Source organism: Bacillus sp. H1a (assembly GCF_000633475.1).
Lineage (GTDB): Bacteria > Bacillota > Bacilli > Bacillales > Bacillaceae_G > Bacillus_A > Bacillus_A paramycoides.
In genome coordinates this window covers 1-18239 of record NZ_AYMH01000053.1, presented here as the reverse complement: position 1 = coordinate 18239, position 18239 = coordinate 1, and the positions used below count along the sequence as shown (strand labels likewise).

At 34.3% G+C, this 18239-nt stretch carries 16 protein-coding genes; 5 read left to right on the top strand and 11 right to left on the bottom strand.

Annotated elements, in window-relative coordinates; all coding sequences use genetic code 11:
* A partial coding sequence (locus tag U860_RS36015; protein WP_205206355.1) for a hypothetical protein occupies positions 1-212 on the top strand: 212 nt, incomplete at its 5' end.
* Positions 213-638: 426 nt separating this feature from the next.
* On the opposite strand, the gene U860_RS0123575 is transcribed toward U860_RS36015, so the two are convergent.
* The 6 genes from U860_RS0123575 to U860_RS0123540 form a co-directional block, all read right to left on the bottom strand.
* The gene (locus U860_RS0123575; protein WP_025150431.1) at positions 639-1424 is read right to left on the bottom strand and encodes a CsxC family protein; all 786 of its coding nucleotides are present in this window, start codon (positions 1422-1424) and stop codon (positions 639-641) included.
* 342 nt (positions 1425-1766) lie between these two features.
* Positions 1767-2531: a CsxC family protein gene (locus U860_RS0123565; RefSeq protein ID WP_025150430.1), complete on the bottom strand. Its 765-nt coding sequence runs from the start codon at positions 2529-2531 to the stop codon at positions 1767-1769.
* 151 nt (positions 2532-2682) lie between these two features.
* Positions 2683-4305, bottom strand: coding sequence for a BC_2427 family protein (locus tag U860_RS32485; protein ID WP_025150429.1), 1623 nt, complete (start codon positions 4303-4305; stop codon positions 2683-2685).
* An 892-nt stretch (positions 4306-5197) separates the two neighbouring features.
* Entirely contained in the window at positions 5198-5848 is a 651-nt protein-coding gene (locus U860_RS0123550; protein WP_025150428.1) for a MarR family transcriptional regulator, read from the bottom strand.
* Between the two features lie 259 nt (positions 5849-6107).
* Positions 6108-7577, bottom strand: coding sequence for a plasmid recombination protein (locus tag U860_RS0123545; RefSeq protein WP_025150427.1), 1470 nt, complete (start codon positions 7575-7577; stop codon positions 6108-6110).
* A 593-nt stretch (positions 7578-8170) separates the two neighbouring features.
* Entirely contained in the window at positions 8171-8836 is a 666-nt protein-coding gene (locus U860_RS0123540) for a hypothetical protein (RefSeq protein WP_162791012.1), read from the bottom strand.
* 930 nt (positions 8837-9766) lie between these two features.
* Here U860_RS0123540 and U860_RS0123535 point away from each other — a divergent pair.
* Positions 9767-10339: a tyrosine-type recombinase/integrase gene (locus U860_RS0123535; protein WP_025150425.1), complete on the top strand. Its 573-nt coding sequence runs from the start codon at positions 9767-9769 to the stop codon at positions 10337-10339.
* Positions 10340-10402: 63 nt separating this feature from the next.
* On the opposite strand, the gene U860_RS0123530 is transcribed toward U860_RS0123535, so the two are convergent.
* A complete protein-coding gene (locus U860_RS0123530) occupies positions 10403-11005 on the bottom strand; it encodes a 2OG-Fe(II) oxygenase (RefSeq protein WP_025150424.1) in 603 nt (200 codons plus the stop codon).
* Positions 11006-11550: 545 nt separating this feature from the next.
* On the opposite strand from U860_RS0123530, the gene U860_RS31895 reads away from it, so the two are divergent.
* Positions 11551-11673, top strand: a complete 123-nt coding sequence (locus tag U860_RS31895; protein WP_002174933.1) for a YjcZ family sporulation protein — start codon at positions 11551-11553, stop codon at positions 11671-11673.
* Positions 11674-12026: 353 nt separating this feature from the next.
* A complete protein-coding gene (locus U860_RS0123520) occupies positions 12027-12473 on the top strand; it encodes a hypothetical protein (RefSeq protein WP_025150423.1) in 447 nt (148 codons plus the stop codon).
* Between the two features lie 372 nt (positions 12474-12845).
* Here U860_RS0123520 and U860_RS34050 read toward each other — a convergent pair whose 3' ends face one another.
* From U860_RS34050 to U860_RS0123490, 4 genes are all read right to left on the bottom strand, one after another.
* Entirely contained in the window at positions 12846-13193 is a 348-nt protein-coding gene (locus tag U860_RS34050; RefSeq protein ID WP_081806883.1) for a hypothetical protein, read from the bottom strand.
* Between the two features lie 756 nt (positions 13194-13949).
* Positions 13950-14504 carry a DUF3967 domain-containing protein gene (locus U860_RS0123500; protein ID WP_025150421.1) on the bottom strand — a complete coding sequence of 185 codons (555 nt, stop codon included), beginning with the start codon at positions 14502-14504 and terminating at the stop codon, positions 13950-13952.
* 593 nt (positions 14505-15097) lie between these two features.
* Positions 15098-15625 (bottom strand): hypothetical protein, encoded by a 528-nt coding sequence (locus U860_RS0123495; RefSeq protein ID WP_025150420.1) that lies wholly within the window; start codon positions 15623-15625, stop codon positions 15098-15100.
* A gap of 117 nt (positions 15626-15742) precedes the next feature.
* Positions 15743-16471 (bottom strand): hypothetical protein, encoded by a 729-nt coding sequence (locus U860_RS0123490; protein ID WP_025150419.1) that lies wholly within the window; start codon positions 16469-16471, stop codon positions 15743-15745.
* A gap of 699 nt (positions 16472-17170) precedes the next feature.
* Between U860_RS0123490 and U860_RS0123485 the strand changes: the two genes are divergently transcribed.
* Complete coding sequence (locus tag U860_RS0123485; protein ID WP_025150418.1) at positions 17171-18028, top strand: hypothetical protein; 858 nt, start codon at positions 17171-17173, stop codon at positions 18026-18028.
* Positions 18029-18239: the final 211 nt, after the last annotated feature.

Below are 18239 nucleotides of genomic sequence, written 5' to 3'. Positions count from 1 at the left end.
AAAACCTAAACGCAAAATCCCATCCAGATGCTTCAGAATCCCGTTTAAAGTATAATAAAACTAAAACAACACCTATTTATCGTAAAAACAAAGATATACGCTTAAAAAGCAAAATAAACAGGTTTAAAAGAGGGTTTTTCTTTGCTTTTGGGGTTGAGACTGGTTCGTCGTGTGGGGACGAACCCCCACGTATTACGTATCTATCAATATAGTAAGTGAAATTATTAGGCGAAGGCACTAGCGGTTCGGCTCGTATAATAGCAAATTCAAGCCGATAATCTAGATAATTGCTTTTGGATGTGTCGGCTTGGTGCCACCAAAACTCGAGCCGAAAAAAGTTTTGCAAGGATGTAGCAAAGCTAAAAGGGTGGAGATTTTCTGTAGCAAAGCGAAAGAAAATACGACCCATTCCTTGCGAAACTTTTAGCTATATATATAAGAGTGAGAAGAGGAAAGTGAAGAAAGTCAGTAATATCAAGGGTTTATAAGACATGAGGTGTTACTTTTTCGTAACACCTAAAAAAAGGAAAATCATAATAAAAAAAAGATGTCAATGAGAATTTGACATCTAAATTTACTGATAAGACCCCATAAAAAAAGGACTCTGTTTTTAAAAAAAACAGAGTCCTTTTTTTAGACTAGCAACCGGAAGTAGAAGTAGGAGGACAAGGAGAAGGAGTCGTAGGAAGAACTACTGGATTTCCAGTAACTTTAACTTGTTGAATTTGCAACACTTTTAGAGTAAGATCCAATACAATTTTTTCAGTTAATGAAGTAAACGTACCCTCAGGAGTTGCTGGAGTTGGTGAAAAATCAAGTTCAAAGAAGTCTGCAGCTACTAATTCACCAAATGGTTGTTCATTGTATTTAACATGATTTTGAAAGAAAACTTTATCCAAACGTGCATTTAAACCTGTATCATCAACAAAATTAGATTCGAATTTTGTTGTATTAGAAAAAATTGGAGGGCTTAAAAAGTCCGTACACTTAAGTTCTGCAAAACCAAAAAACTTGACATCAGCAATTAAATCCTGAAGTGCTCCACTACATGCATTTGTAGCAAATTCAATATTTTTACGAATATGTCCTGCTACAAATAATTTAGCTTTTTCAACAGTTAAAAAGTCAGACCCCGGAATAGCCTTAAATGCCACAGGTACAAGTTTAACTTGATCTAAAAATACATGCTTTTTCACTCTCTTAATTTCAGTTGCTGGAGTTGATGTAGGAAACGTAATATTTGACTCTACAACAATTTGAAGTGTTGTCTCTGCTAATACAACTGGAGTCTTAATAATTGGCGCACTAGAAGGAGTAGCCACTGGCGTAATTCGAGTAGCCTCTAATGGTATTTGTTCTACTGATGGGACTGGACAAGGTCCTGGTGTTTGTTGTAGTTGTTGTGAACATGGTTGTTGATTCAAAAAAACAACCTCATTTCAATATATATTTAGAGGTTTTTACACACTCTATGTTACTAGAATATGTAGTATTAATTTTAATGTACGGGCAAATATAATAATCATTTGCTCATTTTTAGAAAGTAAAGAGATTTTTTTAAGCTGTAAATAAGTTTGGTTAACTTTTAAAGATTTTTCCATTATAACTAACTCAAACTTGTTAAACTTGAAGTAAACAAAACTTTATGTAAACTATATATAAATAAATTCTTATAGATGGTTTTTGTATTTTTATATACTATCCATTAAAGACCCTATAAAGAAAAGAACTCTGTTTTTAAAAAACAAAGTTCTTTTTTTGGACTATCAAGGAGAAGGAGAAGAACAAGGAGAAGGAGTCGTAGGAAGGACTACTGGCGTTCCAGAAACACTGACTTGTTGAACTTGTAACACTTTCAGAGTAAGGTCCAATACAATTTTTTCAGTTAATGTATCAAACGTACCCTCAGGGGTTGCTGCAGTTGGTGAAAAATCAAGTTCAAAGAAGTCTGCAGCTACTAATTCACCAAATGGTTGTTCATTGTATTTAACATGATTTTGAAAGAAAGCTTTATCCAAACGTGCATTTAAACCGTTTGTATCACTAATAAAATTAGCTTCAGAACTTTTAGAATTAGCGAAAATTGGAGGGCTTAAAAAGTCCATACACTTAAGTTCTGCAAAACCAGAAAACTGAACATCAGCAATTCTATCCTGAAGTGCTCCATTACATGCATCTGGAACATTTGTAGCATATTCAATATTTTTACGAATATGTCCTGCTACAAATAATTTAGCTTTTGTGACAGTAAAAAAGTCAGTCCCTTCAATAGGCTCAAATGCCACAGGTACAAGTTTAACTTGATCTAAAAATACATGCTTTTTCACTCTCTTAATTTCAGTTGCTGCCGGATTAAGTATAATATTTGACTCTACAACAATTTGAAGTGTTGACTCCGCTAATACAACCGGAACCTTAAGTATTGTCGTTCTAGAAAAAGTTGCAGAAATTGGCGTAATTGGAGAAGCATTTAATGGTAATTGTTCTGTTGATGTGACTGGACAAGGTCCTGGTGTTTGTTGTTCGCTCAAAGAAAACAACCTCATTTCATTACATATTTAGAGGTTTTTACACACTCTATTCAACTAGAATATGTAGTATTAATTTTAATGCATAGGCTTATACTATATTAATTTATTGATATATTTAAAATTGATGGTTTTTTTGAATATATAGGCTCAGTTAACTTTTAAAAATTTTACCATCATGACTGACTCGAACTTGTTGAACTTGTAGTAAATTGATGATTAAATCTAATACAATTTTTTGACATATTTGATTTAAATGAGTTACTGACTTTTTTTGTATGGAATCCCCATTTCCATTATTAAATGCAGTATACTCAATATTCTGATGTATATACCCTTCTATAAATAAATTTCCTTTTAATACTGTACATATCCCATTACCTAACGATTGTGAAAATTGACTAGGGATAAATTTACAATTAGTTAATACTACCTCTTTAGAGATTTCTTTAACCCTTATAACCTTTTCTTCAAACACGATATTTTCTTCTAAACATATTTCAATTTTGTATTCCCCTATTACAACTGGAACTCTAATATGTATACAATCATAAGAAGTATAAGAATTATTATTTATTTCTCCCGTTTTCATAAATCGTGAGTCATGTAAAGGAAATACAACTGATTTATAATACTCATCCTTATTATTCATACCATAAGTATGAGTATCAGTAAGAAATATAATTTCATGAATTTCAGAACTAACCAAACGACAATCAAGCTGTTCTGGATAATAAGTTATAGTATTAAATAGTTTTGTATCAAATTGAGGGGATTGTTTATTATTGAGATCAATAAATTCAAATGTATTTTGAACTGAATTACTACAGATAGGAGCATGAAAAAAATCATCAATTTTTACATGAGTGGAGAATGAGCTTTTTTTAGTCATAAAACATACTTTTCCTTGTTCATACGTATCACACTCACTAGTACAGTCAACAGAATCGATTTCATCCACTTCTTCTTGATTTCCCAGTTCATTCATAAAATCAAATTCAGGAAGATCCGGAATCTCTAAAATAACATCTGTTTGAAATGTATTATTTGTTTCATCAACAGAATCAATTTCATCCACTTCTTCTTGATCTCCCAATTCATTCATAAAATCAAATTCAGGAAAATCCGGAATCTCAAAAATAAAATCTATTAGAAATGTATTATTTATTTCATCAACAGAATCAATTTCATCCACTTCTTCTTGATTTCCCAGTTCATTCATAAAATCAAATTCAGGAAGATCCGGAATCTCTAAAATAACATCTGTTTGAAATGTATTATTTGTTTCATCAACAGAATCAATTTCATCCACTTTTTCTTGATTTCTCAGTTCATTCATAAAATCAGATTCAGAAAGATCCTGAATCTCTAAAATAGAATCTGTTTGAAATATATTATTCACTTCATCAACAGAATCAATTTCATCCACTTTTTCTTGATCTCCCAGTTTATTCTTTAAAGTTGAAGATTTAAAAACAATCATTTGTTTAGAGGATATTTCCGACATTTTACTATGATTAATCCATAAATCAACAGAATCAATTTCATCCACTTCTTCTTGATCTTCCAGTTCATTCATAAAATCAGATTCAAGAAAATCCGGAATCTCTAAAATGGAATCTGCTTGGAATGTATTGTTCGTTTCATCAACAGAGTCAATTTCATCCACTTTTTCTTGATCTCCCAGTTTATTCTTTAAAGTTGAAGATTTAAAAACAATCATTTGTTTAGAGGAAATTTCCCACATTTTACCACGGTTAATCCATAAATTTTTCATTATTTCACTCCTAAACAAGGTTTATATAACCATTACTCCATGTACAAAGCTTCATCCACTGATACTGAAATTTTATATTCTATTTGTAAATGCCAACTTTCTAAATTATTCTGGTTTTAATGTATGAAAAGATGTAAGAAATTCAATACCTTTTAAAAATTTTAGAATTTGTTCCTGTAGCATCTTACATACCTTTTTTCTTTTTTATTAGTAATTAACTTTATAATTTACAATATGATACTGGATAATTTATATAAGAAAACATTTTAAAATAGTTTAAATACATTAAAATATATTATTATAATATATCAATAATAGTATGTTTCATTAACTCTCTATAAATATTTTATACATGATTCCCTATGCTTCGCTATTTTAGATCTCATTCCTTTGCTTTTTGGCTAGAGTGCTGGCTCGTCGTGTGGGGGCGAAACCCCACGTATTACGTATCTATTTTTGAATAAGGACTATTTTGGAACGAATGATCTAAGCGATTCGGCTCGTATACTTGCTAATCCAAGTCGAGAACCATTGCTTTGCTTTTTGTCTGTCGGCTTGGCGAGAAAAGCACACGAGCCGAAAAAAGTTTTGCAAAGACAATATCAAAAAGAAAAGGCAGTAGCCTTTAGGTGAGGATTAACGAACCGACTTTTTGATATTGAGGGTGGAGATTTTTGAGTGATTTTCTCAAAAATACGACCCGTTCCTTGCGGAACTTTTAGCCCTATATATAAGAGTGAGAAGAGCAAAGTGAAGAAAGTCAGTAATAGCAAGGGTTTATGAGGTATAGGGTGTTGCAAAAAAGCAACACCTGTGTTGCAAAAAAGGGACACCTAAAAAATGGAAAAACAAAAAAAAGAAAAGATGTCAATGACATCTTTTCTTCTCATTCCTAAAATAAATAGACTGGTAATTTATGCTTTTTACCATCTTCAGCAACAAATTTTTTAAGAGACTTCTTAAAAATTCTTTGTGTAGCTTTGTCTACTCCATCTTTTGGAGAACAACACATAATGTTAGGATTTACAAACCATGTACGACTCGTACAAATACGTCCATCTTCTGTTGTCATTCCAGATTCCGCAACCGCCAATATTCCTTTTTCCATTAAAGAATTCATCATCATTGAAACCCTTGAACGATCTCTCTTCAATTCCTTTGCTAAATAACTAGGAGTAGCATTATCTGAATCAAATTCATTTTCTTCATTTGCTCGTTCTACAAGAATATTCGTTTTAAATTCTACATAAGGCACTAAATCCATTAGAAAAGCCTTTTCAGCATTCGTAAGATAGTTTATTTTTGCTAAGTAATTATAATTATCCGTTATCATTTGCACAAACTTCACCCTATCCGTAGGCTTTTTCTTTTTACCAATGAAATATTCTTCCCCACCAGTCGCCTTACTTAACAACTGCAAAAGCATTGCTTTTTCTTCTTCTGAGTAACCACCTGCTAACAACTGGTCATAAATACTATCAATCTTACTATCTCTTATTTTCGCTTTTTTTTCAGCTTGTCCAAAATCTACAACTTTTGTCATAAAATAATTCTCTCCCTTAGTGGAAGGAATCAACTTTTATATGTTAGAATGTATATAGAATATATAAATGGTTGATTCCAACCTTATTATGAAAAACCGTCTCGCCGACCAAAGCTAGAGCGGTTTTTCTCGTTTATAGGTCTTTCTCTATAATAACATGAAACACCTTGTTAAAGCTTTCCATCTCTTACAAAAACACAACATTCAACCCCCTTTTTCTCCTTTAAACTCATGCAAGTCAATGTTTTCACCATTACTCCTATCTTTCCCTATCAAAATCTCGGTGTCTGCTGCTTATTTCTTTCTTATGTTCACGTTCAAATTGATTATCTATTCCCTTGCTATCCAATTCATTTTTAACAATCTCTCTAAACGCCTTAAATTGCTCTTTAAAAACTTTTTTCGTTTGTACATACAAAACTCTTATATTCATCTGCAGACCCTTTATATAGGCTTTTAATGAGCTAATTTCCCTATTTAATACACCAATTTCCTTTTGCAACATACTTTTTTCTTGTTTCAATGTTCGATTTTCTTTCATCCAACCCTCTGCATGCACTTTTAAACTCTCATTCTCCTTCACAAAATCTGTCTTTTTCAAACGCTCATAATCCTTTTTGATAGTAACCGCTGAATTCACTTGTTTTGTTACCTCTTGATATTGTTCTGGTGATAACACATAATTTCTTGTCTCTTTCTTCGTGATTTCAACTTTTCCAAACATTTTATCCTGTATTTCTACTACTACTTCTTTACGTAAAAATGGAATTTTAACAGGTTCATTTGGTACTTGATCCGTAGCACTATCTAATTCCTTTTGCATTTGTGTTACTCTTTCTTCTAACTCTAGATGACACTGGCCAATTAGCTGCAGTTTTTCACTTTCGCTCTCTACTTGTTGTTTTATTATTTCTAATTCTTTGTACGTATCAACGACATCACTTTCCAAATTTGTTTTCGCTACTTGTAATTCGTTTGTTTTCTCTTCAACGTTTTTTAAATGATCGTCAATCGTTTGTAACTGTGTTTCTTTTTCTTCTACTTGGTTTTCAATAGTTGACTTTGCTTCTGCATATTCCTTGTATTGACGGACTTTCATATATTTATGAGAACCCACATTAGCACGTTCAAAATTTGGAATTTGTTCTTTAGCCAAAGATTCAATATAAGCCGTTTCTAATTGTCTCCAATTCGCAATTAGCTCCGTCCCTTTTCCTTGTACGCCTTGTTGTTGCAAGGCTCTATCCATTCCGACACGCCTCGTTAATCCTCGACTACTTTCGAAATTCGGTACATAGTTAATATGTAAATGCGGATTTGCTTCATCATCATGTAAAACCATGTTATAAACTACTAGATTTGGATTTCGCCCTTGAAACGCCTCCGCATACTGTTTTAACGCTTCTTTTTTAGCTTCCCTATACTTTGGGTCATCTTTACCCTCTCCAACCGCTACAACCAATTCTCGTTGCTCATGTGTCTTTGTATCTTTTTTTATCTTGTCATAATAATCCTTAATTTTGCGATCATTGCGTTTTTGTTTCTCGTTATACTTATCTACTGCTTCTTGAAAGACATCCTTGTATACACTTCGGATGTCCTTTTGAACAAAGTAGATATTCTCTTCTAACCTGAATGGATCTATGCCAGGATTCCCATGAATGTTTTCTCTGTTATTATGGCTTAATGAACTTTGGTGAGATTGATTAAATGAGATAGAGAACAACATAAAGTGCCACCACTTCCCCTAGATTAATTGATACAATAAGTCTAGCAAGGCGACGAAATTGTGTCAATTAACGTAACCCTATACGTATTTTGACGCTTTTGCATCAAAATCGATAGGGGTCTGCGACGCTTATCGGCGTTGCCGAACCATGCTTAGCATGGGAAAAACAAGCCTTGGGCTTTGCCCAAACCCACTGGGGAACTCTTCCCCAGCCCCCTCAATCGAACTCCCCAACCCCTCAATCCTTGAGGGGCTCCCTCGCCGGTTGGCAGGAACAAACGACCGTTTGTTCAGTACCAAGAGGGTCGGGTGTAGTCTAGTTGGTCAAGTCAAATACTCCCTTCGCTACGCTAGGTCCGTTTTGATTGACCAACACAAATAACCATCTCTAATCTATTTCACTATTAACACTCTTTAATTCTTTTATAAAATCCTATAGATTTTGTCCGTATGTTTCTAAAAACCATTCAATTCTCGCTTAATCCATAAGAAAAAAAGTGAATCAAGAAGATCTTTATTTAAAATTTACATAGAGACTGATATAAAACTAGGAAGAAAACAGCCAAATTTGGCTGTCTTCTAGATTTTTACCATCAGCATGGTTTCTTCGATGTCGAAGGGGGACATGGTGATCCCGGAGAACATGTCGGTAATGGACTTTGTACAGCTCGAACTACTTTCTTCAACACGACAAAAGCCGCTTTGACTATCACCAGTTTTGTGATAATTACAAGACCAGCTGCGTTAACTGTAGTTCCATTGACAACACAAGTAGTTGAACCTTCTGTATCAATAACTTGTTCGAAGATGCAATCAGTTGGAAGAACTCCACACGCTTCTTCTTCCTCTTGGATCGTCAGCGCGATGAGGGTACAACCTACGGTACCAGCTGGAATGGTCACTGTGATGATCGGAGCATTAGGAGTCAGTAAAATCTTAGTAGTAAATACTCCTACAGTTCGAACAATAACAGACGCATCAACATCGCCGCAGTTGATGATCTTGTCCCGAAGCAAATGACCTTCTAGTGTTGGGGTTGCAGAGACACACGCGTCGAATTCGACAAGTCCCGAAGCACCTAAACGTGTTGAAACCTCCAAAACCGCTGCAGCCAATATAGCTGCGTTTAATGCAAGACCCAGATCAGCAGCAAGCGCAGAAATCAGATCACCAATGAATCCACCAATACCGGCTACAATAAGATTTCCTGCAGGAATCCGTGCTTCTCCAATCTTTTGAGCACAAGCTTCAAATACCAAACAGTTAGAAAACCTTAATGGCTCCTGTACGGGACTTGGACACTGGTTAATAGGTTGAGGAGGCATAAAAACAGCATTAGAAAACCTTAATGGCTCCTGTACGGGACTTGGACACTGGTTAATAGGTCGGCAGCAGGGCATAAAAACACCATCTTTCTTTATTGTAATAGATTATGATTATATTCTATGAAAAATAGTTGTTTATTAAATCCGTTAAATGTCTATTTGCTGATTTCTTTATAAAAATTAGACATTATTTAATTTTTATAAATGTCTAATATCTTTAAATATCTCTCAAACATATTGCATGAGTACTTGATCTCGTTCTTTAAATCTCTATCCAATGAGCGAGGGGGATTCTGTGAAATAAGCAGGACATGCCCTTCCTCGCTCAATACTTGTTTAATGGCATGTTCTAACTTTACCCTATTACTCATTTGTTGTTTTCATCTTCGTTTTTAGGTGTGAGTGCAAGAGCTGAGGTGACGAAAGGGATTAGCCCCTCCTAATATGATAAAAATAAAGAGTGAGAAAAATTCATCGCACCTAAAAATCACCTAAAATTAAAAAAGACCACCCTAAGGTGGTCTCTCTATGTAGGGTGGGAAGACATCGGTCTTCCCTTCGGGTTGCCCCGATGGAAATGGCGTTTTGTTTCCAAAACTGTTTTTCCTAATTACATATTATGCAAGAGTTTCAGTCTGGTTCCTAAATTATTCAATAAAAAACAGACTGTAGAGATTTTCGTCTTTTGGTATTAATTACCCCACCCAGGGGATAACTTCCTCTAATTTGAAAGTAAACTTTTCAATATTAGTTTACATTCAAAAACCCTTAAACATTGACTTCTCACCGAATCCCCTGATATCCTCAATTTATATAATAAAAGTATACATTCAAAACACTGTAAATAAAGAGGTAGAAAAATCCATGAACAAAAAACCACATCTCATTGATGTCCAACCCATTAGAAGTAAAGAACAAATCGAAGATATGAAGTGGGCCCTCAAACGTCATTGTTCTGAAAGAGACTATATTCTCTTTTTAATTGGAATCCATACAGGACTACGCGTAAGTGATCTACTTCAACTTGAAACACAAACCATACTAAAGTTAAAACGGAAAAAGAGAAAAGAATTTAAGATCAAAGAAGGAAAAACGAAGAAAGAACGCATGATTAATCTTACTTCTATTTTTGATGAAGTCTATTCGTATGCCCAAGGAATAGAAAATACCTGGTTATTCCCTTCAAGAAAAGGCGATCAACCCATTAGTAAGATCCAGGCTTATCGACAATTGCAAAAAGCCGGAGATTTTGCCGGTATAGAATCCATCGGGACTCACACCATGCGCAAAACCTTCGGCTATTGGTTCTATAAACAAACAAAAGATGTAGCCATGTTGCAAGAAATACTAAATCACAGCACACCACAAATTACACTTAAATATATTGGAATCAATAAAGAAGAAAAAGATAATATTTTAGACGAATTTCATCTTTAAAAGGGTCCTATTAACTTTTGATTTAATCCTCTTCTTCACAATAATCAGACCATTAAATAATATTTAATACTGTGGCCTATCTCTAAACCATAATGTTGCAATCCATTTTTCCCCTTTTTTCACTGAGCAGCCTTCATGTTGAGAAGATGGATGTTTTTCATTTGTTCCCTTTTTACAGTTTTCAAAAACTAATAATGTCCCTGGAGATGGAGTAACTTTAATATTAAGAGCAGGGAAATAAGTTTCGCCCCCTGAATCTACTGTATTTAAATAAAGGAGTGCTGTAATTAATCTTTGACCACCTTGTGAAACATACATTTGTCCTGCTTTAGTTTCAAGATCAAAACTGTCAAAATGAGCACCAAATTTTCCATCAACCAAATACCTTGCAACTTGTAATGATTCGGCATAATTAAGCTGTTGTTTAATTGTAGAAGCAATGCGATTTGATATCTCATTAATAAGTATATGTGAGTCATGTCGTAACCAAGTATTTTCTGATGTACGTACTCTTGAAATTTCTATCTCCGACTCCCCAATAATTGTTGATGGTTGAAGTTGATTTTGAGCCAAATCAATTAATTGCCGACATTCTATAGCTGTAACAACCTTTTCATAACAAGCTATAAAAGGCTCATCGTGCAAAATAATTGGAGACTTTTCCATATATACCCCCCCATAATACATAATAGATTTTAAAAATTACAGTTATATCATGTTATGAATCTTAGTTTTCGTTGTGATAACCAAAACTTTATTTTTAGCTGTAATTTTTTCTCCGTCTTAACCGCTATGCGCTAGCCCCCAAGAATTTAACATAATTTTATATAACATAAGTGAAATTATTGAACGATAGATCTAGGCAGTTCGGCAGGTACAATTGCTGATCTAAGTTGAATTACCAAAAATATTTAAATGTCTTTAGTTACATTAATTTACAATATTTGTCCTAACGTATAAAATCCGCGAAATAACGTTAGTATCCCTCAATGAACAATACAACTTAACGTGGTAAAATATTATTTGGATGGGAGTCCAATACATATTATTAAAATTAAAGTGGTTCAATTTGGAGAAAAACACCTTAGGATGTCTTATTTTTATTTTCAAAAAGACCTGCTCATTCTGTTCATAAAAACATAAAATAATGAGAATCGATTAAAACAATAACTTATCTATTGTTCTATCTCCTAATTGAAGGGGGAAAAAATATGAGTTTTGGTGGTTCTTGTGGTGGCTTTGGTGGCGGATTTGCTTTAATAATCGTTCTGTTCATCCTGTTAATCATTATTGGATGTAGTTGTTGGGGCGGCGGTGGCGGATTCGGATACTAAAAAAGTAGGCGCTCATTTGAGTGTCTTTTCTTTTTGTCCCATTTAAAATTTCATATACCATATATGATTGATAAAACCAAATTCAGAAGTAAGTCATATTCTAACAGTGCCCCACCCTAATAAACGATCCTAGTAGGGATAGATAGTAGACACATTTTAACGTTTTTATACTCTAAGGGATTCTCAAAACTCATTAACACAATTTGAATTAAAATTTGCTTAGCCTATATTTTCGTTAAAATGTTGGTGGTACCCCTTAAATAAAAAATCCACACTTAACTAGACTTATATACTTACACCATCCTCTCTAGACGAGCATAAGATGTACTAACGAACGAAAGGGGGTAATTATTATGGGTTTTGGTTTTTGTGGAGGTTGTGATTTCGATAGATTTGATCGTCGAAGAGAAGATCGTCGAAGAGAAGATCGTCGAAGAGAAGATCATCGAAGAGAAGATCATCGAAAAGAAGATCATCGAAAAGAAGATAATAATCCCGAGTTACGACAATTTTTAAGAACATTAACTCCCGGAACTTGCATTGTTATTCAATTTGATTCTCAACGACCTACAAGTGCAACATTTCAAGGTTTCCAAGGAAACGACGTAATTATTCTATCTGACTTTGATTGTTTCCCAGGATTAGCACGTATTGCGATTAGAAAAATTAACGTAGTCTCTATAAATTCACCTGATTGTGATCGTTTCTGTTGCAAACGTCGTAGACATTGTAGAGAATGTGATGAGCATAAACATGAACATAGACATGAATGCGAGCATGATCATAAAGATGATTTTTAAAAATTAATTAAAAGAAAAACCTTTAGTTTATAAGCCAATTTGCAAGAAAAGCACCTATTAAAAAATAGGTGCTTTTCTTTTCTAAATGTTACCCAACTGAAAATAAATAACAAACCATTTCATATAGCGGACATATACTATTGTAAGGTCGGCATCCAAAAGACCCAAATAAATACCCATGCCAAGAAATAAAACTACAAAGTATTTCTTGGCACCTTCTACATAAAACAAAAACAGATTTATTAAGAATGTACAAACCTAATTAAAAATCTATACATATGATACATTATACCTTTCTATTTACTACCTTTCATAAAAAAACAAAATAAGATAAGGGCCCTCTCCCTTATCTTTTAATATTATTTATTAATATTAAACTACTCTTCGAACACTAATAACATCTAGGCTAGTCACATTAATGTTCGCAGCAGCATCAACCCAAATAAGAAATCCATCCTCTATACGAATAAAAACTCCTGTTCCATCGATCTGATCTCCACCGGAAAAAACATTAATTCTGTCACCTTCTCGTAAACCATTTAATCTTCTACGCCCTTCAAAATTCCCCACTTTTCTCACCTCCTCAAGCTCTCTTCTTCTTCTTCTTCGATTTCTATTACATTCATCACATTCACATCTTCGATTTCTATTACACTCATCACATTCACATCTTCGATTTCTATTACATTCATCGCATTCACATCTGCGATTAAAAGACATTTAACATACCCCCTATTCCTAAAAAATTACTTATACTGTATTCTATGAAAATAAAAAATCATTTGATTAGACTTTCTCCCTCTATCAAATATCTAATTAACCAACTTATTAAAATAAAAATTACTAAATTCCACGATTGTACAAGCCATTTATTATCACTTACATAAACTACAAATAAGATGATAATCATCTTACACTACCCCAAAACCCCAAATTACCTTCTCAACAGCTATTTTTAAAAGATAGCAAAAAAAGACAGTTTCTTTACTGTCTTTTTTTTAAATACGATCAAAAATGTGCAACTTTCACTTTACCGTGTCACTAAACTCCTTGTTGTCTTGCTATAACGTATTCTTTAGATACCTGATTTGTCCAATCCCTCCTATGTTAAACATAGATCCCTATATTGAAATTAGTGGCTTCCCTAAAGATATAATATAATTTACTAAAATAGGGGTAACGTCAGGAAAATGAAAAAACCACCCTAAGGTGGTCTTCTTATGTAGGATGGGAAGACATCGGTCTTCCCTTCGAGTTGCCTCGATGGAAGGGGCGTTTTGTTTCCAAAACTGTTCTTCCTGATTACATAGTATTCAAAAAGAACCGTTTGGTTCCTGTTTATTAAAATTGTGTATCTGACCCTTAATTTGGAGCGTGAATGCTGGCTTTTTATTCCACGTTCCCTTGGATACGCGCCTCTACACCCTCATGGTTATCAAATAACTTTCACGGCATAAACGCATAGGAGTCAGTAAATTACTTCCAAAATTGATACCATTTCTTTTCATTATTTGCCGCAATCATTTGTTTTACTTCTTGAAGTTCTCGCATAACAGTTATAACGGCTTTATCTCGATCTATAATCTGTTTATTTTCTATAACATTTGAATCCATTAATAATTTTTGCTGCGATTCCAATAAGCTTGTTAACTGAGTTATTTGTTCACTTTGCATTTGTAATTGTCTTTGTTGTATATCAACTGTACTTTTTAATTCTTGTAATAACTCTTTTAAATCATCCGATTCAGGAGTTATAACAGTCATATCTGTATCTTTAGCCTTCAATCCTTCTTCCTCTAAAAGGAGTTTACAAGCATCTTCTAATGTAACTTGCGGCATACTTTTCAACTCTACTAATCTTTGTAACAATTTCAAATCATAATCACCAAAGATAACTCGTTCTCGCTCATCACGTTTAAAAGCATAACAGTTATAACTCTCAATTAACAAATAATACTTTTTAACCGTAGAAGGTGATATTTTCAATCTTTTCGCAACCTGAGATACATTCTCATAAATTATAGGAGTCATAATAGTCATAACCTCCTTTTTTAACATTTAAATTTCGATATAACAGTTATAACTCCTTTATCTTATCATCACAACCGAAACTTTTGATATTTTCCTATTCCTTAATTAATAATCAAATAAATGTTCTTCCCTATGCTTCGCTAATTTTCTTATATCTTTCCTTATTTTTAAGTCTCTCGGCTTAACGACAACAATACATTATCCATTCCTATCCCAACAACAATAGAATATGCCCTACGGGACACTCCGGCTTCGCCGATAACGAACAAGCCATACAAGAACAAAAACCTTGGACTTCGCTCAAATCCACTGAGTAGATTTTTCCTATCCAACTCCTAATGTCATAAAAATAAAGAGTGAAAGGAATTCATCACACCTGAAAATCACCTAAAATTAAAAAAGACCACCCTAGGATGGTCTTTTTATGTAGGGTGGGAAGACATCGGTCTTCCCTTCGGGTTGCCCCGATGGAAGGTTGCCTTTTTAAAAAAAGACAAGGTCTTGAGGTTTTTCATGCAGTAGCATGAATAGGCGATATCAACAAGTGGACGCTAGACAGGGTGAGTGTAAATAAATATTAATTAGAAATTTTTTTATTCTCCAAATAACCAAGAAAGAAAACGTTTACGGGTTATTTTTTCTTTCTCTAGAGTATCTGTTCCTATACTCATATTTTTTTTCTTTATTTCAAGTAAAGCGTTCTCTATATAGGATTGTTGCTTTTGTAGCAAGGATTCATAGTGTTTTTGCTGTTCATTTATTTGTTGGAGTAACTCTTGATTCATATCTCTTAGTTTTAGAAGAACTTGTATATCTACCGAATTAAAGGAATTTTCGTTGTTCTGATCCTGTTTTTTAGTAGTAGCATTACTATGAGAGGTTTCATCTATTAATAATACTTTGTTCGCCGCGGCCTCAAATGACATTCCAGTTTTGCCAAGGGTTAGGAAATGACGAAATAGGAGAATATCATTATCTCGAAACCTACACTGATTTTGCTCAGTTTTTGTAAAAGTGTGGCCTCGTTGTTCAAGTTCTTGGCACATCATGTTTAATGTAATATTATCAATTTTAAGAAGCTTAATTACTTCTTTATCCAAATGAAAACTATTGTTGTCCACTATTCTTCTCTCCTGTTCTAATAGAGCTTCTTTTCAACGAATAACCTAAGAAAGACTAATACAAAAACTAGGGGGATTAGCAAAATTTAGCTATCCCCCTAGTTTTTACCATTATTATTAACTACATGGTGCGCATGGTCCGTTCGGAGGACATGTCGGTAATGGACTTTGTACAGCTCGAACTACTTTCTTCAACACTTTAAAAGCCGCTTTGACTATCACCAGTTTTGTGATAACTACAAGACCACCCACAACTGAAGTTCCATTGACAACACAAGTAGTTGAACCTTCTGTATCAATCACTTGTTCGAAGATACAATCAGTTGGAAGAACTCCACAAGCTTCTTCTTCTTCTTGGATCGTCAGTGCGATAAGGGTACAACCCATGGTGCCAGCTGGAATGGTCACCAAGAATGATGTAGTTACTCCAGCAATAGTCACCGAAAGCGTGACCGTAAGAGCGCCAGTAGTTCTAGCAGTAACAGAAGCAGTAACATCTCCACAATTAATAATCTTGTCCCGAAGTAAATGACCTTCTAGTCGCGGAGTCGAGGAAACGCATGCATCAAATGCCACGTTGTCTGAATTGGATAAAGCAGTTGCAACTTGTAAAATCAAACCAGGCAATAAGGCTGCGGGTATTATAAGAGCTGGAGTAAGAGCAGCAGCAGCAGCAATAATTAGAGCACCAATTTCGGTACTAAGAGCTGTTGCAGTGAGATTCGCTTCAGGAATGCTCGCTTCTCCAATTTTCTGAGCACAGCTTTCAAAAACTAAACAGTTAGTGAATTGTAATTGGGCTCTATTAATAGTGGGACACGTTAAATCACCGATAATTTGTGTCAAGAGAAAACACAACCTTTCTTTAATAAAAGCTTTTATTGTAAAGTTTCAAATTAAAACTTGTCTTTACAATTTTATTTTTATGAAAAAAGTTGTCCAATTGATTGTTATAAATTACTATTTTTTTAAAAATGTATATATAACTAGAAGAACTAGAGGAACTAGGCATGCGTTAGTTACATAAGAATCAAAAAATGACCCTTGGAAGGTCATTTTTTTGATTGCCGATAAGCGTATTTATGTAAACTTGTTCCTTTCCCCCTTGTTTTAGGGAAGAGGTTGGCTAGTCGTGTGGGGGATAAACCCCACGAAATAGCGTAACTAAAATTAGATTAAAGAAATATTTATGAACGGTAGCTCTGTCGGCTTGGCGAAAGTCCTACCCCTGCCGAATTTCGGAATGCAAGGAGAAAAGCCCTTATATATAGAGTGAGAAGAAAGAGACTTTAAAAAGTGTAAAAAAACTAGATATATCAAGGGGTTTAGAGTGTTTCGTCTATGGTTAAATTACCACGAACAAAATAAAAAAAATCGTAGAGGACTCTATCAAAATATTTGCTACCGATAATGTTACGTTATGTTAACCGAATATGAATAGAGTATTCATTAAATTTTAGTACTTTATATACAACTTGTGCAATAAATTAGTAATATGTGGTTGAATTTTAGTTATTTAAAAATATAACTTAAGGAGGAAATCAAATGGCTAATTTAGTTGGTGACTCTAATAATTCAAATGTTCCTGCCGTAAGCGGTACAAACACTGCTGGTGGACGAGGTGTGGCTGGATTCAGCGACACTGGACAAGCTGTCTACGGTGAAAGTAAGGAGCAAGCTGGTGTCGTCGGTACCAGCCAAAATTTTATAGGAGTATGGGGAGAAAGCCAGAGCCAGGACCAGCCTGGCGTTTTCGGAAGAAGTCAAAATTGGCAGGGAGTTCATGGTAATAGTAAGGAGCAAGCTGGTGTTGTCGGTACCAGCCAAAATTTTATAGGAGTATGGGGAGAAAGCCAGAGCCAGGACCAGCCTGGCGTTTTCGGAAGAAATCAAAATTGGCAGGGGGTTCATGGTGATAGTACAAATCAAGCTGGTGTCGTCGGTACCAGCCAAAATTTTATAGGAGTATGGGGAGAAAGCCAGAGCCAGAACCAGCCTGGTGTTTTTGGGAAGGGAGTGATAGCTGGGGCGTTTGAAGGGGATGTTAGGATAACCGGAAAGTTAACTGTAAATAGTGTTGATGTTCTCAATTTCCTCAACCAAATCCAACCAATACTTGAACCCCCTATAATTACGGCAACCTATACACCTAGTAAGGTTTTTAATCTTGAAGGATCGGGGTTTTTGCCAAATAGTACGATAGAAAAAATGACGTTTACTGACAAAGATAATAATTCATTTTCCTACCCATCAAGTTCTTTGTTTCAAGTGGATGGAAATGGACATTGGTTACAACCTGGTATAGAGATTCCAGCGGCATGCCCAGTTACATTAACCGTATACGCATATAACCCTTACAACATAAGATTACCTTTAAAGCTTATTATCCCTTGTTCCGAATGAAAGTTAGGATATTATACCAGGTAGTAAACCAGAAGGAATAAATCTTACTACCTAGTATAATAATTCAGAGTTCTACTCAGATCCTGTGTATCAGGTTGTATAATATACTTAAATGAAATAATTAGAAATGAGAATTAACAACACCCTTAACCCATATAACATAGTTTATAATCTAAAGTATTTCACCTCCGATAACGATAATTATGTAAAT